We start from the raw sequence: 20,687 nt of genomic DNA, 5'->3' as shown, positions 1-20,687 counted from the left end.
GCCCGGTCACGGGGCGGCGCGCAGCGCGGCGAGCCGCTCCCGGGCGTAGCCGGGTTCGACGGTCCAGCAGGCGGCGACCTCCCACGCGTCGACGGCGCGTCGGACCTCGCGGGCCGCCCCGGGCCCACCGTCGAGGTCGAGCGCCGTCCGGTCCACCCGGCACTCGTCCCAGTCGAGCAGGCCCGGGCGTCCGTCCAGGACCCGGATGTTGCCCGGGCCGGGGTCGCCGTGGACGACGGCGACCGGACCGTCCAGCACGGCCCACGCGGCCCGGCACTCCGCGACGACGTCGGACGGCATCGCGGTCAGGTCCACGTCCCCGCCCCGGACGGCGCCCGCGAGCAGCTCGATCGTGCCCACGAACCCCGGCCGCTGGCCCCGCCCCGAGGTGAGGGCGTGCAGCCGGTGCAGCTCGGCGGCGACGGTCGCCTCGTCGCCCGGCCCGGGCGGGTCGCCGTCGAGCCAGGTCCGGACGACGACCGCCCCGCACCGCCGTCGCCCGTCACCGGTCGGGACGACCTCGGGTACGCGGAAACCGTGGGCCCGCAGCTCGCCGGTCAGGTCGAGCTCCCAGTCCAGCGCCGCGGGCGTCCGCCCGCTGCGGTGGACCACCAGCCGTCGGCTCCCGTCGGTCGCCGCCCAGACCGCGCCGCGGTGCCCGCCGCCGAGCCGGGCCGTGATGCGCAGCCCCGGCCAGGCGGCGAGTCCGGGCGGCGTCAGCCCGCCTTCGGCTCCCACAGCTCCGGCCGGTCGGCCAGCTTCAGCGGCAGCTCGAAGTAGCCGAACAGCTCGGTGTTGAGGAAGATGCTCAGCCCGGTGACGGCCCCGTCCTCGATCCGCAGGGCGGTGATGCCCCAGGCCTCGAACTCCCCGTTCGGCCCGGACGGCTTCCACTGGGCGAAGCCGACCGTCCCGTTGATCTCCACCGGAGCCACCCGCGACCCACGGCAGCCCTGCCCGGGGCCGGTCGCCATCCAGGCGATGACGTCGTCCCGGCCGCGGAACCAGAGCTCCAGCGGGGGCATGTTCTGCTCGACGTCCTCGTGGAGCAGCGCGGTCAGCGCCTCCATGTCGAACGCCTCGAACGCCGCCATGTAGCGCATCAGCAGCGCGGTCTGGGCCGGGTCCATCGCCGGGGACGTCTTCGGTGCGGCCTCGGAGATCCCCTGCTCGTTCAGGGTGGCGCGGGCGCGCTGCAGGGCGCTGTTGACCGAGGCGACCGACGTGTCCAGCAGCTGTGCGACCTCGGCGGCCTTCCAGCACAGGACCTCGCGCAGGATCAGCACCGCGCGCTGGCGGGCCGGCAGGTGCTGCAGCGCCGCGATGAACGCGAGCCGGATCGTCTCCTTCGCGACGGCCTTGTCCGCCGGGTCCCCGGCCGGCGTCGACACCCGGGCGTCGGGCATCGGCTCGAGCCACTCGGCGTCGGGCAGCGGCTCGCGCAGCGACTCGGCGACCGGTGCGCCGGGGCCGCCGATGTCCATCGGGACGGCGCGGCGCTTGCGCCCGTTCAGCGCGTCGATGCAGACGTTGGTGGCGATGCGGTACAGCCAGGACCGCAGCGAGGAGCGGCCGTCGAACTTCGCGACGCCCTTCCAGGCCCGGACCATCGTGTCCTGCACCGCGTCCTCGGCCTCGAAGGCCGAGCCGAGCATCCGGTAGCAGTAACCGGTCAGCTCGCGCCGGTGGTCCTCGAGGCGTTCCTCGGGTGGCCGCTCGTCCACGGTGGTGTCGGCGGCCCGTGCGGGTGCGCTCATGGTTCCCCCTCGACGTACCCGTCCGGGTGGGTCCCGGTCCGTCTGGCCGCGAGTGTGCCGCGCAACACCGACAAAGTGGAGGGCCCGCGCGACGAACGGCCGCCGAACAGGGGCGACGTGCGCCGACGCGCCGACCGCGACGTGGGATGATCGGGGCCGACGGCGTTCCGCTCGACCCTCCCGGTCCGCCGGTCGCAGGCACGACGGAGGAGTCGGGGAGCACGGCGGGGCGACGATGTCAGCGGTGACCGAGAACGACGGGACCGGGAGTACCGGCGGGGGCGGGGCGCGCCGCGCCGGTCGTCGCCCGGTCACCTCCCGCTCGGAGATCGAGCACATCGCGCTGGAGATGTTCAGCGACCAGGGGTTCGAGCACACGACCGTCGACGACGTCGCGCACGCCGCGGGGATCGGGCGTCGCACGTTCTTCCGGTACTTCGCCTCGAAGAACGACATCGCCTGGGGCGCCTTCGACGAGCAGCTGGTGCGGATGCGTGCGGTGCTCGCGGCCCAGCCGTCGGACCTGCCGACGCTGGAGGGGGTCCGGCGGGCGGTGCTGGAGTTCAACCACGTCGAGCCGGACGAGCAGCCCTGGCACCGGCGCCGGCTGCGGCTGATCCTGCAGACCCCGGCGCTGCAGGCGCACTCGACGCTGCGCTACGCCTCGTGGCGGGAGGTCGTGGCCGACCACGTGGCCGAGCGTCGTGGTGAGGACTCCTCGGAGCTCGTCCCGCAGAGCGTCGGGCACGCCTGCCTGGGCGTGTGCATCGCGGCCTACGAGCGCTGGCTGGCCGACGACGGCTCCGAGCTCGCCGACCTGCTCGACGAGGTGCTGCGGGCGTTGCAGCGGGGCTGGGCGACCGAGCTCCCCTGAGACGCGCCGCGACGGCGCCCCGGTGCGGGACGCCGTCGCGTGGCGGTGCCTGCGTCGCAGGTCAGCGGGTGGTGCCGAACAGCCGCTCCCAGAGGCTCGGGCGGGTCGGGGCGGTGCGCTCCGGCGCGTCCTGGGTCCGGGCGTCGGCCGGGGCCTGCGGAGCGGCGGTGCCGTCCGGGGCGGTGGCGACGGCGGGGGCACCCGGCGCCGCCGGGGCCGCGGGCACGGCGGGAGCGGCCGGTGCCCCCGGAGCGGCGGGGGCGCCCGGAGTACTCGGAGCACCCGGAACGGCCGGGGCCGCCGGAGCGGTGGGCGCACCCGGCACGGCGGGGACCACCGGCGCCGCGGGAGCACCCGGGACGGCCGGGGCCGCAGGCGCCTGGGGGAGGGCCGGGGGCTGGGGGGCCGCCGGGGCCTGCGGGGCGGCCGGCGCCTGCGGAACGCCCGGAACACCCGGAGCGCCCGGGACGGCCGGGGGCTCGGGGGCCTGGCGGGCCGCGGTGTCCGAGGTGACGGCGACGGCCGGGGTCACCGAGGCGGCCGGGGCGGCGGGCGCCGCGGGGGCGATCTGCGCCACCGGTGCGGCCGGGGCCGCGGGCAGGGCGGGCGCGGCCGGCGCACCCGGGACGGCGGGGGCGACCGGCACCGCGGGAGCGGCGGGGGCCGCGGGCACGGCCGGAGCGGCGGGCGCAGCCGGTACGGCGGGCGCGGCCGGAGCACCCGGCACGGCCGGGGCTGCGGGAGCACCCGGCACGGCCGGAACCGCCGGCGCACCCGGAACGGCCGGGGCGGCGGGAACCTGCGGCGCGCCGGGGACGGCCGGAGCGGCCGGGGCGCCCGGAGCCGCGGGAACGCCCGGGACGGCCGGGGTCGGCACGTCCTGGACGGGGACGGCGATGTCGGCGGGCGTCGCCGGGGCGGTCGCCGCGCCGTTCCCGAAGAGCGTGTCGAACAGCCGGTCCAGCGGGCCGTCGGACGCCGCGGTGGGCGCGTGGGTGACGGTCGCGGCCGGGGCGGCCGGGGTGGAGGCACGAACGGGCTCGGCCGCGCCGGCCACGCCGGCGCCGTACACACCCAGGGTGCCGATCATGAGGGTCAGGGCGACGGAAGTGGTGACTCGGGATCGCACGGTCTCTCCAGTTCGCTGTGCTGCTGCACGGGGTGACGGACGGCGCTGAGCTTGCGGTCACCGGGCGTCGTCCACCAGTGGCCCGATCGTGGCCACACGAGTCACAGGGGCCCCACCGGTCACGCTGTGAGCGGATCACACCGCAACGCACCCGGAACGGGCGACCCCGTCCGGGGTCCTGCGGGGCCGTGGAGCGGGTGCGGGCCGCCGTCGCCACCCGAACCGGGGAGGACGTGCGCCCGGTGCTCACCCGACGGCGTGGAACACGTCCCGCGCTCACCCGTTCGGGACGGTGATGACCGCCCGTCGCCGATCGACGGCCCGGATCTCACGCCGCGTGATCGCTCCCGGAGCGGTGCGACGGGCGGTCGGCGCCGCGGAACGGGCCCGTGCGGGGGCGTCGAGTGAGGACGGTCGACGAGCCGGGGAGCCGTGGTAGCGTCCGCGTCGGTTGCAGTCGTTCTTCTCCGATCGCCGCGAAGCGTCCGTGTGAAGTTGTGACGGTGGGCGTCGTCGATCGGTGCTGAGGTGCCACGACGGTGTCCACGCGACCTCCGGCTCTTGCTGTGAGGGCCGGAACCGTTCCATCTGAGAAGGACACACGCTATGCCGCAGGGCACCGTCAAGTGGTTCAACGCCGAGAAGGGCTTCGGCTTCATCGCCACCGACGACGAGGGACCGGACGTCTTCGTCCACTACTCCGCCATCGAGTCGAACGGATTCCGCACGCTGGAGGAGAACCAGCGCGTCGACTTCCAGGCCAGCCAGGGCAAGAAGGGCCCGCAGGCCGACTCGGTCCGCGTGATCTGACTTCTGCGCGGGCACGACCCGCGCAACACGGCGGCGCCGGCTCCCTTCGGGGACCGGCGCCGTCGTCGTTCCCGGGGTCAGCCGAAGGCCGGCCGCAGTCCCTCCCGCGCCCGCAGCACCGCCGCGACGACCACCGCCACGACGCCGAGCGCCGCGACCACGGTCACCGGCACCGTCCCGGCCGACGCGGACTCCACCGCGACCCAGACCAGCGCCCAGACGGCCGTCGCCGCGTAGGGCAGCGCCGCCGTCGTCCGCCGGGTCGCGACGCCCGCGGCCAGCACACCGACTCCGAGCAGCACCGCGGCCGCCATCGGGCCGAGCGGTGCGCCCCAGTAGGTCAGCGTCACCGAGAACCCGGCCACGGTCGCCAGCGACACCCAGCCCGTGTAGAAGGCCAGCGGGCCGTGCAGCAGCACCCGGTCCGCCGCCCCGTCGGCCGGGAACGCGGCGAGCCGGCGCAGTACCACGGCCAGGGTCACGAGCAGCGCCACGATCAGCAGCTGCGCGGTGCCCAGGAGCTCCTGGGAGAACACGACGATCCAGCCCGCGTTCAGCACCGCCGTCGCCACGAACAGCCAGCCGGTCGCCCGGTGCACCGGGCGCGACCGCTGCCCGGGCAGCGACTGGTACACCGCGTACACGAGCAGGGCCAGGTAGATGAGGCCCCACACGGAGAACGCCACCGTCGCCGGGGTGACCAGTGAGGGGTAGCGGTCGCTGAGCACCCGCTGCGACTCCCCGAACGTCCCGCTGCCGCCGAGCGAGCCCGCCACCGCCTGCAGCACCGCCGCGGCGAGCACCGCCCAGGTCCGTGCCGTGTCCATCCCGGTGGCCGGGCCTGCCGTGCGGCCCGCCCTCGCCGTCGTCGACGCCATGTCAGTCCTTCCGATCGTCACAACCATCTCGATGATAAAGACAATCGACGCACGAGGCATGTCGAGCGGTACGACGACCGGCACTGCGCCGGACGGCGGCGGGGTTGCCACCGGTCGTCGGCCCGCTGCGCCCGGTCACCCGCCGTTCACCGGTGGTCGCGACGCCGTGCGGTAGGCGTTCCCCGCTCGTCTCGCCGCTGCGCACCCTCGCCGCGTACCCCTCGCGAACTCGTGCCCGGAGCCCGCATCCTGGTGTTGTACTTCACAGGGAAAGCGGCACCACAGGGGTTGTCGCACAAGCGGAAGGAAGTGACCTCCATGTCCTGGTGGGACAGCTACCGAGCCGTCTACGGCGCGGAGCTGCGAGCGGCCGCTCGCGAGTACGCCGACCACGGTTGGCCGCTCGTGCCGGGGCCGGGCGCGGAGGTCATGCTCGCGACGGGCGACGTGCTCGACGTGGTCGAGGTCCCGGCGGCCATCGGTCGCCAGGTCTGCCGGACGCTGCGTGAGGCCGGCGAGGTCGTGCCGGTCGCCGCGACGCCCGAGGGCACCTGGTGGTTCCCGATGAGCCCGCGGCACGCGCTCCCGGCCGAGCTGAGCCTGCACACCGACGTCGTGCTGCACACCGACGGCATCGGCGTCGTCGCCCCGCCGACCGAGCGTCCCGAGGGCTGGGTGCAGTGGCGCGTGGCCCCGGCGCGGGTCGGCTACCGGGTGCCCGAGGCCGCGGTCGTCGTCGAGGCGATCTGCGACGCGGTGCGCCGGCGCGGCAGCGAGCAGGCCCTGCCCGACGAGCAGGAGGCGCGGGCCGAGCAGCCCGGCGTCCCGGGCGCCCTGCGGCGCTGACCCTCCCGCGCGGCCCGGACGGAACCGAGGATCCGGCCCGCGCGACCGCGTACCGCCCGCCCGGGTTCCGTCCCGTTGCCGTCCCCGCCGATCACCTCGCGGGGGACGCCGGGACCGGCCTGGCGGTACGCCCGGAAGCGGCGCCCGAGGGGGCACTTCTCCCTCGCCGCGCAGCCGCTCCACCGGCCACGGCCGGGTCCGGCGGGACATCCCCCGGGCCCGGCCGGGACCCACGGCGCGCGCCCCCGCCGCCCGATGTCGGTGTCCCCGGGCACTATGGGTGTGTGCAGACCTCCCGCGCGCCGGAGCGCCCGACCCCCGTCCCGCAGCGGGACCGCACCATCGGGTCCGTTCCCAGCGTCCCCCTCGGCGGCTTCGGCCCCGGTGACGAGCAGAAGCGGCGCGACCTGCGGCGCATGAAGGCCGTCGCCACCGGGTTCCTCCTCGGCGCGACGGTCGTGTTCTTCGTCGCGAAGTACTTCGAGGTCGTCCGCGGTGTCCCCGGGGCGGACTACGTCCGGGCCGCCGCCGAGGCCGGCATGGTCGGTGCGCTCGCCGACTGGTTCGCCGTGACCGCGCTGTTCCGGCACCCGTTGCGGATCCCGATCCCGCACACCGCGATCATCCCGCGCAAGAAGGACATGATCGGTGACAGCCTCGGCGACTTCGTCGGGGAGAACTTCCTGTCCGAGTCCGTCGTCCGCGACAAGCTCGAGCGGATCGGGGTCAGCGAGTCGGTCGGGCGGTGGATCGCCGAGCAGCAGAACGCCGACCGGATCACCACCGAGCTGGTCACCGCGGCGCGGGCCCTCGTGACCGTGCTGCGCGACGAGGACGTGCAGAACGTCATCGAGACCGTCGCGGTGCGCAAGCTGATGGAGATCCCGGTCGGCCCGCCGATGGGCAAGGCGCTGGAAGGCGTCCTGGCCGACGGCGCCCACCGCAGGCTGGTCGACCTCGTCTGCGACCGCGCCTACGACTGGGTCGCCGACAACCAGGAGATGGTCCTGCGGGTCGTGCACGACCGCGCGCCGTCCTGGACGCCGCGCTTCGTCGACGACCTCGTCGCCGACAAGCTGTTCGCCGAGATCCGCGGGTACGCCTGGGCGGTCAAGACCGACCCCGAGCACCCGCTGCGGCACGCCGTGGACCGCTACCTCGCCGAGTTCGCCCGCGACCTGCAGCACGACGAGACGACGATGGAGCGCGCCGAGCAGGTCAAGCGCCAGGTCGTCGAGCACCCGGAGGTGCAGCACTTCATCGGCCGCGCCTGGACGGTCGTGAAGTCCATGGTCCTCGACGCCGCCGACGACCCGTCGAACGAGCTGCGCCTGCGCGTGCGCGACGGCCTCATGGCCTTCGGGCGGAGGCTGGGCCGCGACGCCGAGCTGCGCGCGAAGCTCGACGGCTGGCTGGCGGACGCCGCGTCGTACGTCGTGCGGCACTACCGGCACCAGATCACCACGCTGATCACCGAGACCGTCGCCCGCTGGGACGCGGAGGAGACCTCGCGCAAGATCGAGCTCCAGGTGGGCCGCGACCTGCAGTGGATCCGGATCAACGGCACCGTCGTCGGGGCCCTCGCCGGCCTGGTCATCCACGCCGTGGGGGAGCTCGTCATCGGGTGATCGGTCGGGCGTCCCCGGACGACATCGCACCGTCACCGGGCCGTCACCGACGTGGCGCACGCCACGTGACCAGCGCTAGCACTGTGCTTGCAGGAGCTAGCAGTGCCGCGTACGGTCGGTTCCGTCAGTGAGGAACGGATCGAGGCGGAGGTGAGACGGATGGCCACCGAGCGCAAGCACGGAGAGCGTGAGTCCGTCGAGCCCGTCGAGCGCGTCGCGCAGGCCGTCGAGAGCGTCGGTCAGACCGTGGGGCACGCGGTGGAGGACATCGGGTCCTACATCCGCGCCCAGCGCGAGGCCGCCCAGGTCTCCATGCGGCAGCTGGCCCGCACCGCGGGCGTCAGCAACCCGTATCTGAGCCAGGTCGAGCGCGGACTGCGCAAGCCGTCCGCCGAGATACTGCAGCAGATCGCCAAGGGGCTGCGGATCTCCGCCGAGGCGCTGTACGTCCGCGCCGGGATCCTCGAGGAGCGGCCCGCCGGTCAGGTGACCGACGCGGTGCTCACCGATCCGACTCTCAACGAGCGGCAGAAACGTGTGCTGCTCGATGTCTACGAGTCCTTTCGCAGGGAGAACGGCCTCTCTGCCGGCACCACCGACACCCCCACCGATACGAGGAAGTGATCACCATGGCCGTGAACCTCCCCACCAGCGCCGACGTGCAGAAGCTGCGCGAGCAGACCGCCGAGCAGGCCGAGGTCGTCCGTACCCCGCTGCTCGCCGTGCTCGGCGCCGGCGACTTCGCCGTCACCACCGTGAGCAAGGCCGTCACCGACGCCCGCTCCACCGCCACCAAGCGCGCCGAGGAGGTCCAGACCCGCGTCCAGGAGCTCCCCGACGAGCTCAAGGAGCTCCGCGGCAAGCTGTCCTCGGACAACATCCGCAAGCAGGTCGAGGAGTTCCGCTCCGAGGTCGAGGGCGTCTACGTCGGCTTCGCCCAGCGCGGTGAGAAGGCCTGGGGCCGGATCCGCAAGCAGCCGCAGGTCAAGCAGGCCATCGCGACCGTCGAGGGCCTGACCGAGAAGTTCGACACCCGCGTCGACGAGTTCGTGGACGAGACCCACGACGCCGCCGTCAAGACCCTGGGTGCGGTCACCACCCAGACCCGCTCGGTCGGCGAGAAGGTCGCCCGCCGCGCCCAGACCGCCGCGAGCGAGGCCGCCGAGGTCGTCACCGAGGTCTCCAAGGAGGCCGCCGAGGCGATCGAGGAGGCCGGCGACGAGGTCGCGTCCACCACGCGTTCGACCGCGCGCCGCACCGCCGCCAAGACCGACCCGAAGACCGCCACCGGCGCGAAGGTCCCGGCCCGCAAGCCGACCACCCGCCGTGGCACCTCGACGGCGTCCGCCAAGAAGTGACACCCGCCGGGCCCCGCGCCCGGTGAGCACGACCCGCGCCCCCGGCCGATCCATGATCGGCCGGGGGCGCCGTCGTGTGCGCGACGCGGATCGTCCCGCCCGGATACGGCGCCGGACGTGACCGTCGCCCGGGTTGTCCGTACTCTGGCCGAGTGTTGTCACTGCCAGGTGCCCCCGATGAACTGATCATCTTCGTGATCAAGTGGATCATGGTGGTGGTCGGCGGGTTCTCGTTCGGGCACGCACTGATGCAACGTGCGGACGCCTTCACCGCGGCGGGCAAGCTCACCAAGAACGCATGGCTGGGCATCACCGGCGTCGCGCTGCTGCTCCTGATCATCACGAACGGCCCGATGTTCGGCGGTGCCATGTTCTGGCTGGCCGCCACCGTCGCGACGCTGGTCTACCTGGTCGACGTCAAGCCCGCGGTGATGGAGGTCCAGGGCGGCGGACCGCGCTGGTGAACCACCCGGTCCTCGGGACGCTCACGGCCGTCCCGGCGCTGGACCGGCCCGACCTGCTCGCGGAGCCCGTCGCCGTCGCGCTGGCGGGGCTCGACGCGGGCCGGGTCGCCGTCGCCGAGATCGACCCGGACCTGGCCGACACCGCCGCGTTCTGCGCCGCCTACTCCTCCCCGGTCGAACGGGCCGCGAACTGCGTGGTCGTCGCCGGGAAGCGCGGCGGCGAGACCCGGTACGTCGCCTGTGTGGTCCTCGCGACGACCCGGGTCGACGTCAACGGTGCGGTGAAGCGCCGCCTCGACGTGCGCAAGGCGTCGTTCGCGCCGATGGACGACGCCGTCGCCCTGACCGGGATGGCCTACGGCGGCATCACCCCGATCGGGCTCCCCGCGGACTGGCCGCTCTGGCTCTCGCCCGGGGTCGCCGAGGCCGACGCGGTCGTCGTCGGGAGCGGGACGCGGGCCGGGAAGCTGGCGGTGCCCGGCGACCTGCTGGCGTCGCTGCCCGGCGCCGAGATCGTGCCGGACCTCGCGCGCTGAGTCAGCAGCCCGTGCTGCGGGCGGCCTCCGCGGCGGTGAACTCCAGCCGGTAGCCGCCCCCGCGGGGGAGCAGGACGGCGGACCCGTCGGTCGAGGTCCAGCCCGCGGGCAGCAGCAGGAACTGGCTGCCGGACTGCACGACGAGCTTGAGGCCGTCGTAGCGGAAGCGGTAGCCGACGTCCGGCCCGGCGCACGGGGTCACCGTGACCCCGGGGCCGGTGAGACCAAGCGACCGCTCGCTGTAGACGGTGGTGTCGGCGAGCCACGGCAGGCTCTGCTCGAACTGCTCGCCCCGCCCGGCGCCGACGCCCGACGCGTACGCCCCGACCGCCCAGAACAGCCCGACGCCGAGCAGCACGAAGGACACGCCCCACTCGGTGACCGCGGCCGTCGCCGGGACCGGGCGGGTCCCGCGGGCGAGCCGCGCCGCCGCGAGCAGCGCCAGGACCGCCGCGCACAGGGAGAGTCCGCGCAGCTCCGGGACCTGCACGAACAGCTCCGCACCCGCGGTGTCGGCGACGGCGAGCGCCCCCGCGCCGACGCCGACGGCCGCGAGCAGCGGCACCAGGACGCGGCGTGACCGGACCCGCGCCCGCTCCGAGAGCCGGGGGCGGACGAGCTGACGGCCCCACAGCACGAGCAGGACGGCCGTGCCCGTCAGGGCGAGCGGCGGGATCATCCCGTCGGCGCTGCGGACCAGGTAGTCGGCCGGGGTGAGGTCCATCGCGGTGTAGGAGACACCCAGGTGGTCGAAGAAGCCGAAGGCGTGCATCCGGCCGAAGTAGAGGAGCAGCGCGGTCAGCAGCGTCGCCGGGGCGACGACGGTGCCGAGCGCCTGCAGGGCGCGGGGCAGGGACTCGGGTCCGGGCTGCGGCGCCGGATCCGTCGCGGCCGGCCCGGTGCCGGCCGGCGTCGGCGCGGGGGTCGTGGTGCGGCGCGGACCGGCGACGCGTCGTCGGCGCGGCGGTGCGGTCACCCGCCGCCGCGCCCGGTGTCGTCCTGCGGGGTCCCGCCCCCGGCGGGGGCGGGCTCGCCGCCGTCGCCGGGGACCGGGTCGGGCTCTTTCGCGGGGAGGCCGTCGATCGGATCGCAGCTGCTGTAACCGACGCTCACGCGAACGGTCTGCCCGAGGATGTCCGCGAGGTCCGTTCGGCGGCGCGGTGTCGTGTCGCATGCGAGCCAGCTCCCGGTGGCGCCGGGAGGTGAGGCCGCCCGGTCGATCACCACGCTCACGCAGCCGCTCGGTGCCGGTGCGCACCCCTTGAGCAGGATCGCCCGGTAGTCGTCGAAGGTGTAGTTGCCGTCGAGCAGCTCCGGGATCGAGCCGCGTGGCGGCGCGCCGCCGAGCCGGGGCGCGATCCGGGTCGGCTCCCCGCCCCCACCGGGACGGGTGGGCGGCGGCGGGCGTCTCGTGGCGCGGGAGGTGGTGGTGGGCGCGGCGGGGTCGTCGACGGTGGGGCCCGCGCGGGACGGGGTCGGCGCGGGGGCGGCTCCCGTGGTCCCCGGCACCGGCGGCGCCACCCCGCCGGTCGGGACGGGCGTGGGCACCGCGGCGGACGCCGTCGTCGCGGGCGGGACGATCCGGGGCGGCAGGTCCGCCGGGGGTGGGCCGCAGGCGGTGCAGGCCACGACCGCGCAGGCCAGCAGGCCGAGCCGGTTCCGCATCCCGACCTCCCGAGCGCGACCCGGTCACGCACCGGTGCCCCCGCGGTACTCGGTGTGCCCACGGTCGCCGTTACGTGCTCCGGTGTCCGCGTTCGCCCTGAGCGGACAGGACTCAACTCCGGGAAGCGGAGGGCCCTCCGTGTGGTTGGGCAGGACATGAGTGACGTGCTGACGCTCCCGGTCCTGCCCCTCGACGACGCCGTGGTCCTGCCCGGCATGGTCGTCCCCGTCCGTCTCGACGACTCCGACACCCGTGCCGCGGTGGACGCGGCCACCGCCGCGGCCCAGGACCGCGACGACGGGAGACGGGTGCTCGTCGTCCCCCGCATCGACGGCCGCTACGGCGCCATCGGCGTCGTCGCCGTGCTCGAGCAGATCGGCAGGCTCCCCAACGGGGACCGGGCCGCCGTCGTGCGCGGTGAGCGGCGCGCCCGCATCGGGTCGGGCGTCTCCGGCCCCGGTGCGGCGCTCTGGGTCGAGGCCGAGCCGGTCGACGCCGGCGAGCCCACCGGCCGCACCCACGAGCTCGCCCGCGAGTACAAGGCCCTGGTGATCGGCATCCTGCAGCAGCGGGGCGCCTGGCAGGTCATCGACTCCGTGCAGCAGACCGACGACCCGGGCGCGCTCGCCGACCTCGCCGGGTGGGCGTCGTGGCTCGACGTCGCGCACAAGGCCGAGCTGCTCGCCGAGACCGACCTCGACGCCCGGCTGGAGAAGCTCCTGGGCTGGACCAAGGAGCACGTCGCCGAGCAGGAGGTCACCGAGAAGATCTCGAACGACGTCCGCGAGGGCATGGAGAAGCAGCAGCGCGAGTTCCTGCTCCGCCAGCAGCTCGCCGCGATCCGCAAGGAGCTCGGCGAGGACGACCCGGAGGGCTCCGACGACTACCGCGCCCGCGTGGAGGCCGCCGACCTGCCCGACGACGTCCGCAAGGCCGCGCTGACCGAGGTCGGCAAGCTGGAGCGCTCGTCGGACCAGAGCCCGGAGTCCGGCTGGATCCGGACCTGGCTCGACACCGTCCTCGACATCCCGTGGAGCACCACGACCACCGACTCGTCGGACCTCGTGGAGGCCCGCCGCATCCTCGACGCCGACCACGCCGGCCTCGACGACGTGAAGGAGCGCCTCGTCGAGTTCCTCGCCGTGCGCGCCCGTCGCGAGCGCAAGGGCCTCGACACGGTCGGCGGCCGCGGCTCGGGCGCGGTGCTCTCGCTGGTCGGCCCGCCCGGCGTCGGCAAGACGTCGCTGGGGGAGTCGGTCGCCCGCGCGCTCGGCCGGAACTTCGTCCGCGTCGCGCTCGGCGGCGTCCGGGACGAGGCGGAGATCCGCGGTCACCGGCGCACCTACGTCGGCGCGCTGCCCGGCCGGATCGTCCGCGCCATCCGCGAGGCCGGCTCGATGAACCCCGTCGTGCTGCTCGACGAGATCGACAAGGTCGGCAGCGACTTCCGCGGTGACCCGACCGCGGCGCTGCTGGAGGTCCTCGACCCGGCGCAGAACCACACGTTCCGCGACCACTACCTGGAGGTCGACCTCGACCTGTCGAACGTCCTGTTCCTGGCGACGGCGAACGACGGCTCCGCGATCCCCGGCCCGCTGGCCGACCGCATGGAGATCGTGACGCTCGACGGCTACACCGAGCCGGAGAAGGTCGCGATCGCCCGCGACCACCTGCTGCCGCGCCAGGTCGCCAAGGCCGGTCTCGACGACGGCGACGTCGAGTTCACCGACGTCGCGCTGTCGATGATCGCCGCCGAGTACACCCGGGAGGCCGGGGTCCGGCAGCTGGAGCGGGGCCTGGCGAAGGTGCTGCGGAAGGTGGCCGTCCAGCTCGACGCGTCGGAGACCGCGCGCCCGGTGCACGTCGACGCCGACGCGCTCGTCACCTACCTCGGCCGTCCGCGGTTCACGCCGGAGTCCGCCGAGCGGACCTCGGTGCCGGGCGTCGCGACCGGGCTGGCGGTGACCGGCGCCGGTGGTGACGTGCTGTTCATCGAGGCCACCTCGATGGACGGCGAGCCGGGCCTGCAGATCACCGGGCAGCTGGGCGAGGTGATGACCGAGTCCGTCTCGATCGCGCTGTCCTACCTGCGCTCGCGCGGGCTGGCCGGTGACCTCGCGTCGCGGAAGCTGCACGTGCACGTCCCGGCCGGTGCGGTCCCGAAGGACGGCCCGTCCGCCGGCGTCACGATGACGACGGCGCTGGCGTCGCTGGCCTCCGGGCGCCCGGTCCGCAGCTCGGTCGGCATGACCGGTGAGGTGACGCTGCAGGGCAAGGTCCTGCCCATCGGCGGGGTGAAGCAGAAGCTGCTCGCCGCGCACCGGGCCGGACTGACCGACGTGATCATCCCGAAGCGCAACGAGCCGGACCTGGACGACGTCCCGGCCTCGGTCCGCGAGGAGCTGCGGGTGCACCCGGTCGCCGACGTCTCCGAGGTCCTGGCGATCGCCCTGGAGCCCGCCCACGACGCGGCGACGGCCGAGCAGTCCGCGGCCTGACCCCCGTCCGACCCGCGGCGTGAGCCGCACGATCCGGCGCCCGTCCCCCAGCACGCGGGGCGGGCGCCGTCGTGTGCGCGCCCCGCGCCCCGCGCTCGCCGGGAAGTTCGCCGAGATGCAGCTCAGCGGGAATTGTCGATCTTCGCGCCCCGCTGAGCTGCATCTCGGTGAGTGCGGTCGAGGGCCCGGCCCACCTCGGCGACGATCTCGTCGGGCCGTCGGTGCATGTCCGGGGCGGTGTAGCGCAGCACCCGCCACCCCTCCGCGACGAGTCGGGTGTGCCGTTGCGCGTCGGCGCGGGCCGCCTCGGGCGTCGCGAAGTGGCCGCCGCCGTCGTACTCGACGCCGAGGTGGTGGTCCGGGTAGGCCAGGTCCAGCCACAGCGCCGTACGCCGGGCGTCGTCGAGGACCGGGTGCTGGGGCACCGGCCGCGGGAGGCCGGCCCGGACAAGGACCAGCCGGAGCCGGGTCTCGGGCGGGGAGCCGGCGCGCGGATCGGCCCACACCAACGCGTCGACCACCCGCCGGACACCCCGGGCGTGGGCGTGCCGGACCGCCAGGTTCAGCAGCACGTCCGGGGCGAACGACCCGCGGGACAGCGCGTCGACGGCGACGACACCCTCGGTCGGGGACAGACGCCGCGCGAGGTCGAACGCGGTGCGGACCCGCGTGGTGACCCGGGCGCCGCGGACCTCGGTCACCTCGTCGGGGTGCAGGACGTCGCGGCGGACGAGCACACCGTCACGGGAGCGGGCTCCGGGGTGCGCCGCACCGACGGTCACCTCGGCCGGCGCAGCCCACGGGGCGCACGACGCGCCGAGCAGCTCGGCGGCGGAGTACCCGCTGAGCACGGCGTCCGGTCCGGCCCAGCGGTGCGCCGCGAGCGAGCGGAGCCGCAGGTCGGGGCGCAGGTCGGCCGGCGCGTAGGTGTCCGGGAGCAGCCGGCGGTAGCGGGGCCCGCGCAGGAGGTCGGGTGTGACGAGACCCGACGCCACGGCCGCGGTCCCGCGGAACACCTCGGGCCATCCGGGGATCGTCACGCGCCGATCGTGCGCCGGCTGCCGTGGCCGTCGGACCGGATCGGCCGGACTCCGTCGCCATCGCGAACGAAGGACCTACGCCGAGATGCAGCACAGCGGGCCGCGGAGATCCACAATTCCCGCTGAGCTGCATCTCGGCGACGTTCCGCCGCGCGACCCGGCCGGGCGAGCGGAGCGCAGGGCTGCGGGCTCAGCGGAAGACGACGGTCCGGTTGCCCTGGATCAGCACCCGGTCCTCCAGGTGCCACCGCAGCCCCCGGGCCAGCACCAGGCGCTCGATGTCGCGTCCCCGTCGCACCATGTCGGTCGCGGTGTCCCCGTGGTCGACGCGGGCGACGTCCTGCTCGATGATCGGGCCGGCGTCGAGGTCGGCGGTCGCGTAGTGGCAGGTCGCGCCGATCAGCTTGACCCCGCGCCGGTGGGCCTGGTGGTAGGGCCGGGCCCCGGCGAAGGACGGCAGGAAGCTGTGGTGGATGTTGATCGCCCGCCCGGCCCAGGCCTCGCACAGGTGCGCGGGCAGGACCTGCATGAAGCGGGCGAGGACGATCGCGTCGGGAGAGTCGTCGTCGACGAGCTTGCGGATCTCCTCGAACGCGGTGACCTTGCCCTGCTCGCGGGCCGGGTCGCCGGGCGCGGGGAAGGGCACGTGGTGGAACGGCACCCCGTGCGCGGCGACGACCGGCTCCAGCGACGTGTGGTTGCCGATCACGCGGGTGATCTCCACCGGCAGCTCGCCCGCCCACACCCGGCCGAGGATGTCGTGCAGGCAGTGCTGGTCGCGGGTCACCAGCAGCACGGCGCGCTTGCGGACGCCGGTGTCGGAGATGCGGTGCTCACCGCCCAGCTCGGCGGCGACCGGCGCGAACCGGGCGCGGAGCTCGTCGACGTCGAAGGGGACCGACGCGGCGTCGACGACCTGGCGGGTGCAGAACACCCCGGCCTCGACGTCGGCGTGGTACGCGGCCTCGGTGATCGAGGCGCCGAGCTCGGCGAGGAACGTGCTGATCCGCGCGACGATGCCGGTGCGGTCCGGGCAGGACAGGGTGATCACGTAGTGGGACATCAGGAGATCCGGGAGAGGGTGAACTGGGTCTCGGCGGCGAGCAGCTGCTCGATCTGTCCGGCGACCGCCTGCTCGATCTTCGCACCCACCAGCGGGACCTTGACCGTGACCTCGGCCCGGATCCGGACCTCGCTGCCGCCGTCGACGTCGGCGATCCGCATCACCGACCGTGCGGTGGCGGGGGTGCCGATGACCTTCACGGAGCCGGTGCCGTCGTAGACGCCCGAGTCGCCGGCCCGCCACTGCTCGCTGCGGTCGATCTGCAGGTCACCGCCGGGCACGAACGACGACACGATCGACGGCAGGTGCTCGCCCGGGATCCCGTGCCGCAACGTGTAGCGGACGCCGTCGGCGGTGGTCTCGTACGCGGTCACCCCGGCCCCGGGGCCGCCGATGTGACGCAGCTGCTCCTCCAGGAGATCGCGGTCGACCATCGCCGCGTAGACCTTCGAGGCCGGGTGCGCGGACGTTGCGCGGTAGTCGATCGAGCGCGGCATGGGCGAAGGCTACCGTTGCGGTCGTGAGTTCCCCCGCTCCGACAACGGTCGACCCGATGCTCAGTGCGCACACCACACTGCGCCTCGGCGGACCGGCCTCCCGCATCGTGCGCGCCGAGGGCGCGGCCGAGGTGGTCGACGCCGTCGCCGCGGCCGACCGGGCCGGGGAACGGGTGCTGCTGGTGGGCGGCGGGTCGAACCTCGTCGTCGCCGACGCCGGGTTCGACGGCACCGCCGTGCTGCTAGCGGGGCGCGGGATCGGCCACGAGCGCGACGGCGACCGGGTGCTGCTGACCGTCGAGGCCGGCGAGGACTGGGACGACGTCGTCGCCGCGACCGTCGCCGACGGGCTCGGCGGGCTGGAGTGCCTGTCCGGGATCCCCGGGCGGACCGGCGCGACCCCGGTGCAGAACGTGGGCGCCTACGGCGTCGAGGTCGCCGACCTGCTCGTCGACGTCGACCTCTACGACCGGCGCACCGGCACCGTCCGCGAGCACGTGCCCGCCTCCGACCTGGGGCTCGACTACCGCACCAGCGTCCTCAAGGGCCGCGACGACGCGATCGTCCTGCGGGTGCGCTTCGCGCTGCACGCCGACGGCCGCTCCGCCCCGATCCGCTACGGCGAGCTCGCCCGCACCCTCGGGGTCGACCCGGAGACGCGGACCGACCCGGCCGCCGTCCGCGAGGCGGTGCTCGGGCTGCGCCGCGGCAAGGGCATGGTCCTCGACGCCGACGACCACGACACCTGGTCGGCCGGCTCGTTCTTCACCAACCCGATCCTGCCCACGGACCGCGCGCCGCAGGTCGACGGCCTGGCCGCCTGGCCCGCGGGACAGGGCCGGGTCAAGCTGAGCGCCGCCGGGCTGATCCAGAACGCCGGGTTCGGCCGCGGGCACGCCGGCCCCGGCGGCCGGGTGTCGCTGTCGACGCGGCACGTCCTGGCCCTGACCCACCGCGGCGGCGGGACGACGGCCGACCTGCTGGCCCTGGCCCGTGAGGTGCAGGGCGGCGTCGCCGAGCGGTTCGGCGTCACACTGCATCCCGAACCGGTGCTGGTGAACTGCGCCGTCTGACACCCTCTGTACATCGACGTCCGGTTCGCGTTGCGCCGCACGGGGGAGCACCGTCCTCCTGCCGATCACGCGTACTGGATCTCGGCGTACGGTCGGTGCGCAACGCACGGATCGAGTACGCGGGGGAACGGTTGCGACGGGTACTGATCGTCGTGGTGGCGCTGATCGGCGCGCTGGGCATCGTCGGTGCGGTGGCCCTCGCGGCCTCGCCGCAGGACCCGGCGGCGCCGCAGGCCGCCCCGGCCCCGGCCGGGCCGCAGGTGAGCTACCAGCCGGCCGCCTCGGCGTCGTCGGCGAACCCGGCGCAGCCGGTCTCGGTCCGCGCGGCGGGCGGCACGCTGGACGGGGTGTCGCTGACCGACCCGGACGGCGACGCCGTCGACGGCGCGCTGTCCCCGGACCGCACGACCTGGACCAGCAGCGGTGACCTGGACTTCGCGACCACCTATAGCTGGCACGGGCGTGCCGTCGCCCCGGACGGCACGGCGACCCCCGTGCAGGGCACCGTCGCGACGCTCAAGCCCGCCCACACCGTGCGCGGCACCCTGAACATCGGCGACGACCGTACCGTCGGCATCGCCGCGCCGATCGAGATCCAGTTCGACCGGCACGTCGAGGACCGCGCCGCGATCGAGAAGGTCCTGAAGGTCACGACCTCGAAGGAGGTCGAGGGCGCGTGGGGCTGGCTGCCCGACGAGAACGGCGGCTCGCGCGTGCACTGGCGGCCGAAGGAGTACTGGCCGTCGGGCACGAAGGTCACCGTGGACGCGCCGCTCAAGGGCGTCGACTACGGCGGCGGCAGCTACGGCGCCGAGGACCTGACCACGTCGTTCGCGATCGGTCGCGCCCAGATCGTCAGAGCCGACGCCCGCTCGTTCCGGATGATCGTGATCCGCGACGGCAAGCAGATCGCGGACTACCCGGCGTCCTACGGCCTGGCCGACGACCCGAACCGCAACACGCGCTCGGGCATCCACGTCGTCACCGAGAAGTTCACCGACAAGCGGATGGTCTCGCAGCAGTACGGCTACGACGTCGTCGAGAAGTGGGCCGTCCGGATGAGCAACAACGGCGAGTTCATCCACGCCAACCCGGTGTCGGCCGCCGCGCAGGGGACCGCGAACGTCACCCACGGCTGCGTGAACCTGTCGATCGAGAACGCCAAGGCGTACTACGACACCGTCCTCTACGGCGACCCGGTCGAGGTCACCGGCACCCCCGTGCAGCTCTCCGCCCGCGACGGCGACCTGTGGGACTGGACGCTGTCCTGGGAGAAGTGGAAGGGGTTGTCGGCGCTGTCCTAGCGGGTACCCGTGGGCATGACCGCCCCCGAGAACCCCGACCGGCCCGACGGCGACCGCCCGACCCCGCTCCAGGAGGAGGGGGCCGAGCAGATCCTGCGCGAGTCCGAGGAACGGATCGCCGGCGCCGTCTCGGGCGAGAGCCCCGGCGACGACGCCGACCAGCACCGCCGGTCGGAGGAGACCCTCTAGCGCCGGTGCCGCCGCGTGCCCGACGCCTGGTCACGCGGCTTGAGCACGATCTGGTCCAGGTTGACGTGCGACGGCCGGGTCGCGGCGAAGACGATCGTGTCGGCAACGTCGTCGGCGGTCAGCGGGGTCAGGCCTTCGTAGACCTTCGCCGCCTTGTCGGCGTCGCCGAGCCGCACCTCGGAGAACTCGGTCTCCACCATGCCGGGGCAGATCTCGGTGATCCGGATCGGCTCGCCGAGCAGCTCCCCGCGCAGGGTGCGGTGCAGCATCGCCTGGGCGTGCTTGGCACCGGTGTAGCCGGCGCCGTTGTCGTAGAAGTCCAGCGCGGCGATCGAGGTCACGGTGACGATGTGCCCGTCGCCCGACGCCCGCAGCTTCGGCAGGAACGCCTGGGTGAGGCGCAGCGTGCCGGCGACGTTGGTCTCCCACATCCAGCGCCAGTCGTCCTCGTCGGCGTCCGCGACGGGCTCCAGGCCCTTCGCGCCGCCGGCGTTGTTGACCAGCAGCTTCGCCTCGGGCACGGCGTCGGCGAACGCGCGGACGGACTCCCGGTCGGTGACGTCGAGGGACAGCGCGGTGCCGTCGATCTCCTTCGCGATCTCCTCGCAGCGCTCCACCCGGCGGGCTCCCAGTACCACGTGGAAGCCCGCGGCACCGAGTGCGCGGGCGGTGGCGGCGCCGATCCCGGAGGAGGCACCGGTGACGACGGCGGTCGGACGGTCGTTCGCGGTCATGCCGCCGAGCCTATGACCTACCTCGGCTCGACGCCGCGCTGCGCCGACCGGTCCCCGCGCCGGGCCGCGGCCCGCTGCGCCGAGAACACCGCGGCGCCGAACAGGCCCACCCCGACCCCGGCGATGCAGGTCCAGAACCAGGCGCCGGCACCGTTCGCGGGATCGAACCCGGATCCGATGACCATCGCGAACGCGGCGGCGACGCCCGCGCCGACCGCCCACAGCAGCATCCCGCCGAGGATCACCGGCGGGGACTCGTAGAAGCGCGCCGGCAACGGCGGCGGGGGCGGTGGGTCGCTCGCGCGCTCGCTCTCGTGGGCCGTCACGGGGCCGTAGCCTAAAC

Annotated in this window: 23 protein-coding genes; 12 read left to right on the top strand and 11 right to left on the bottom strand. The window is 74.6% G+C overall.

Annotated features, from left to right (window positions below):
- Positions 1 to 6: 6 nt before the first annotated feature.
- Together DMP17_RS44775 and DMP17_RS44770 are read right to left on the bottom strand one after the other, a co-directional pair.
- Entirely contained in the window at positions 7 to 738 is a 732-nt protein-coding gene (locus tag DMP17_RS44775) for a phosphotransferase enzyme family protein (RefSeq protein ID WP_337832655.1), read from the bottom strand.
- Positions 717 to 1,757, bottom strand: a complete 1,041-nt coding sequence (locus tag DMP17_RS44770) for a sigma-70 family RNA polymerase sigma factor (RefSeq protein ID WP_337832654.1) — start codon at positions 1,755 to 1,757, stop codon at positions 717 to 719. Before DMP17_RS44770 ends, DMP17_RS44775 begins: the two co-directional genes overlap by 22 nt.
- A 235-nt stretch (positions 1,758 to 1,992) precedes the next feature.
- On the opposite strand from DMP17_RS44770, the gene mftR reads away from it, so the two are divergent.
- Positions 1,993 to 2,631 carry a mycofactocin system transcriptional regulator gene (gene mftR / locus DMP17_RS44765; protein WP_226354929.1) on the top strand — a complete coding sequence of 213 codons (639 nt, stop codon included), beginning with the start codon at positions 1,993 to 1,995 and terminating at the stop codon, positions 2,629 to 2,631.
- A gap of 61 nt (positions 2,632 to 2,692) precedes the next feature.
- Here the strand turns inward: mftR and DMP17_RS44760 are convergent, their stop codons facing one another.
- Positions 2,693 to 3,760 carry a hypothetical protein gene (locus tag DMP17_RS44760; RefSeq protein WP_337832653.1) on the bottom strand — a complete coding sequence of 356 codons (1,068 nt, stop codon included), beginning with the start codon at positions 3,758 to 3,760 and terminating at the stop codon, positions 2,693 to 2,695.
- Between the two features lie 606 nt (positions 3,761 to 4,366).
- Between DMP17_RS44760 and DMP17_RS44755 the strand changes: the two genes are divergently transcribed.
- Entirely contained in the window at positions 4,367 to 4,570 is a 204-nt protein-coding gene (locus DMP17_RS44755; protein ID WP_020627638.1) for a cold-shock protein, read from the top strand.
- 77 nt (positions 4,571 to 4,647) lie between these two features.
- Here the strand turns inward: DMP17_RS44755 and DMP17_RS44750 are convergent, their stop codons facing one another.
- Positions 4,648 to 5,448 (bottom strand): tryptophan-rich sensory protein, encoded by an 801-nt coding sequence (locus DMP17_RS44750; protein ID WP_337832652.1) that lies wholly within the window; start codon positions 5,446 to 5,448, stop codon positions 4,648 to 4,650.
- 318 nt (positions 5,449 to 5,766) lie between these two features.
- Here DMP17_RS44750 and DMP17_RS44745 point away from each other — a divergent pair, with 318 nt between their 5' ends.
- The 6 genes from DMP17_RS44745 (at position 5,767) to DMP17_RS44720 (ending at position 10,280) form a co-directional block, all read left to right on the top strand.
- Positions 5,767 to 6,294: a bifunctional DNA primase/polymerase gene (locus tag DMP17_RS44745; RefSeq protein ID WP_337832651.1), complete on the top strand. Its 528-nt coding sequence runs from the start codon at positions 5,767 to 5,769 to the stop codon at positions 6,292 to 6,294.
- A gap of 284 nt (positions 6,295 to 6,578) precedes the next feature.
- Entirely contained in the window at positions 6,579 to 7,922 is a 1,344-nt protein-coding gene (locus tag DMP17_RS44740; protein WP_374203829.1) for a DUF445 domain-containing protein, read from the top strand.
- A 159-nt stretch (positions 7,923 to 8,081) separates the two neighbouring features.
- Positions 8,082 to 8,546 carry a helix-turn-helix domain-containing protein gene (locus DMP17_RS44735; RefSeq protein ID WP_062399838.1) on the top strand — a complete coding sequence of 155 codons (465 nt, stop codon included), beginning with the start codon at positions 8,082 to 8,084 and terminating at the stop codon, positions 8,544 to 8,546.
- Between the two features lie 5 nt (positions 8,547 to 8,551).
- The gene (locus DMP17_RS44730) at positions 8,552 to 9,280 is read left to right on the top strand and encodes a hypothetical protein (protein ID WP_226354933.1); all 729 of its coding nucleotides are present in this window, start codon (positions 8,552 to 8,554) and stop codon (positions 9,278 to 9,280) included.
- 209 nt (positions 9,281 to 9,489) lie between these two features.
- Positions 9,490 to 9,744 carry a DUF2516 family protein gene (locus tag DMP17_RS44725; protein ID WP_062404096.1) on the top strand — a complete coding sequence of 85 codons (255 nt, stop codon included), beginning with the start codon at positions 9,490 to 9,492 and terminating at the stop codon, positions 9,742 to 9,744.
- On the top strand, positions 9,741 to 10,280 hold the full coding sequence (locus tag DMP17_RS44720) for a YbaK/EbsC family protein (RefSeq protein WP_226354934.1): 540 nt from the start codon (positions 9,741 to 9,743) through the stop codon (positions 10,278 to 10,280). Before DMP17_RS44725 ends, DMP17_RS44720 begins: the two co-directional genes overlap by 4 nt.
- Position 10,281: 1 nt before the next feature.
- Here DMP17_RS44720 and DMP17_RS44715 read toward each other — a convergent pair whose 3' ends face one another.
- Positions 10,282 to 11,256 carry a hypothetical protein gene (locus tag DMP17_RS44715; protein WP_337832650.1) on the bottom strand — a complete coding sequence of 325 codons (975 nt, stop codon included), beginning with the start codon at positions 11,254 to 11,256 and terminating at the stop codon, positions 10,282 to 10,284.
- Positions 11,253 to 11,945, bottom strand: coding sequence for a hypothetical protein (locus DMP17_RS44710; RefSeq protein WP_226354936.1), 693 nt, complete (start codon positions 11,943 to 11,945; stop codon positions 11,253 to 11,255). Before DMP17_RS44710 ends, DMP17_RS44715 begins: the two co-directional genes overlap by 4 nt.
- A gap of 156 nt (positions 11,946 to 12,101) precedes the next feature.
- Here DMP17_RS44710 and lon point away from each other — a divergent pair, with 156 nt between their 5' ends.
- Positions 12,102 to 14,444: an endopeptidase La gene (lon, locus tag DMP17_RS44705; protein WP_337832649.1), complete on the top strand. Its 2,343-nt coding sequence runs from the start codon at positions 12,102 to 12,104 to the stop codon at positions 14,442 to 14,444.
- Between the two features lie 122 nt (positions 14,445 to 14,566).
- Here lon and DMP17_RS44700 read toward each other — a convergent pair whose 3' ends face one another.
- From DMP17_RS44700 to DMP17_RS44690, 3 genes are all read right to left on the bottom strand, one after another.
- A complete protein-coding gene (locus DMP17_RS44700) occupies positions 14,567 to 15,484 on the bottom strand; it encodes a DUF559 domain-containing protein (protein ID WP_226364627.1) in 918 nt (305 codons plus the stop codon).
- Positions 15,485 to 15,674: 190 nt separating this feature from the next.
- On the bottom strand, positions 15,675 to 16,547 hold the full coding sequence (purU, locus tag DMP17_RS44695) for a formyltetrahydrofolate deformylase (protein WP_226354939.1): 873 nt from the start codon (positions 16,545 to 16,547) through the stop codon (positions 15,675 to 15,677).
- Entirely contained in the window at positions 16,547 to 17,044 is a 498-nt protein-coding gene (locus DMP17_RS44690) for a DUF2505 domain-containing protein (protein ID WP_062399848.1), read from the bottom strand. Before DMP17_RS44690 ends, purU begins: the two co-directional genes overlap by 1 nt.
- 56 nt (positions 17,045 to 17,100) lie before the next feature.
- On the opposite strand from DMP17_RS44690, the gene DMP17_RS44685 reads away from it, so the two are divergent.
- From DMP17_RS44685 to DMP17_RS44675, 3 genes are all read left to right on the top strand, one after another.
- Positions 17,101 to 18,117 (top strand): UDP-N-acetylmuramate dehydrogenase, encoded by a 1,017-nt coding sequence (locus tag DMP17_RS44685; RefSeq protein WP_374203862.1) that lies wholly within the window; start codon positions 17,101 to 17,103, stop codon positions 18,115 to 18,117.
- Between the two features lie 95 nt (positions 18,118 to 18,212).
- A complete protein-coding gene (locus DMP17_RS44680; RefSeq protein ID WP_337832648.1) occupies positions 18,213 to 19,421 on the top strand; it encodes a L,D-transpeptidase in 1,209 nt (402 codons plus the stop codon).
- Positions 19,422 to 19,436: 15 nt separating this feature from the next.
- The gene (locus DMP17_RS44675) at positions 19,437 to 19,610 is read left to right on the top strand and encodes a hypothetical protein (RefSeq protein WP_226354942.1); all 174 of its coding nucleotides are present in this window, start codon (positions 19,437 to 19,439) and stop codon (positions 19,608 to 19,610) included.
- Here DMP17_RS44675 and DMP17_RS44670 read toward each other — a convergent pair.
- Both DMP17_RS44670 and DMP17_RS44665 read right to left on the bottom strand, forming a co-directional pair.
- A complete protein-coding gene (locus DMP17_RS44670) occupies positions 19,607 to 20,344 on the bottom strand; it encodes an SDR family NAD(P)-dependent oxidoreductase (RefSeq protein ID WP_208827059.1) in 738 nt (245 codons plus the stop codon). The genes DMP17_RS44675 and DMP17_RS44670 overlap by 4 nt on opposite strands.
- Before the next feature lie 17 nt (positions 20,345 to 20,361).
- Complete coding sequence (locus tag DMP17_RS44665) at positions 20,362 to 20,670, bottom strand: DUF2530 domain-containing protein (RefSeq protein WP_337832647.1); 309 nt, start codon at positions 20,668 to 20,670, stop codon at positions 20,362 to 20,364.
- Between the last annotated feature and the right edge of the window lie 17 nt (positions 20,671 to 20,687).

This window comes from Pseudonocardia sp. TMWB2A (assembly GCF_017312135.1).
This window is presented reverse-complemented; position numbering and strand designations above follow the sequence as displayed.

Excerpts from the sequence above, each read along its gene's own strand:
- DMP17_RS44770 (WP_337832654.1), bottom strand. The coding sequence starts at position 1,757 with ATGAGCGCACCCGCACGGGCCGCCGACACCACCGTGGACGAGCGGCCA.
- mftR (WP_226354929.1), top strand. The coding sequence starts at position 1,993 with ATGTCAGCGGTGACCGAGAACGACGGGACCGGGAGTACCGGCGGGGGC.
- DMP17_RS44755 (WP_020627638.1), top strand. The coding sequence starts at position 4,367 with ATGCCGCAGGGCACCGTCAAGTGGTTCAACGCCGAGAAGGGCTTCGGC.
- DMP17_RS44750 (WP_337832652.1), bottom strand. The coding sequence starts at position 5,448 with ATGGCGTCGACGACGGCGAGGGCGGGCCGCACGGCAGGCCCGGCCACC.
- DMP17_RS44745 (WP_337832651.1), top strand. The coding sequence starts at position 5,767 with ATGTCCTGGTGGGACAGCTACCGAGCCGTCTACGGCGCGGAGCTGCGA.
- DMP17_RS44735 (WP_062399838.1), top strand. The coding sequence starts at position 8,082 with ATGGCCACCGAGCGCAAGCACGGAGAGCGTGAGTCCGTCGAGCCCGTC.
- DMP17_RS44730 (WP_226354933.1), top strand. The coding sequence starts at position 8,552 with ATGGCCGTGAACCTCCCCACCAGCGCCGACGTGCAGAAGCTGCGCGAG.
- DMP17_RS44725 (WP_062404096.1), top strand. The coding sequence starts at position 9,490 with ATGGTGGTGGTCGGCGGGTTCTCGTTCGGGCACGCACTGATGCAACGT.
- DMP17_RS44710 (WP_226354936.1), bottom strand. The coding sequence starts at position 11,945 with ATGCGGAACCGGCTCGGCCTGCTGGCCTGCGCGGTCGTGGCCTGCACC.
- lon (WP_337832649.1), top strand. The coding sequence starts at position 12,102 with ATGAGTGACGTGCTGACGCTCCCGGTCCTGCCCCTCGACGACGCCGTG.
- purU (WP_226354939.1), bottom strand. The coding sequence starts at position 16,547 with ATGTCCCACTACGTGATCACCCTGTCCTGCCCGGACCGCACCGGCATC.
- DMP17_RS44690 (WP_062399848.1), bottom strand. The coding sequence starts at position 17,044 with ATGCCGCGCTCGATCGACTACCGCGCAACGTCCGCGCACCCGGCCTCG.
- DMP17_RS44685 (WP_374203862.1), top strand. The coding sequence starts at position 17,101 with ATGCTCAGTGCGCACACCACACTGCGCCTCGGCGGACCGGCCTCCCGC.
- DMP17_RS44675 (WP_226354942.1), top strand. The coding sequence starts at position 19,437 with ATGACCGCCCCCGAGAACCCCGACCGGCCCGACGGCGACCGCCCGACC.
- DMP17_RS44670 (WP_208827059.1), bottom strand. The coding sequence starts at position 20,344 with ATGACCGCGAACGACCGTCCGACCGCCGTCGTCACCGGTGCCTCCTCC.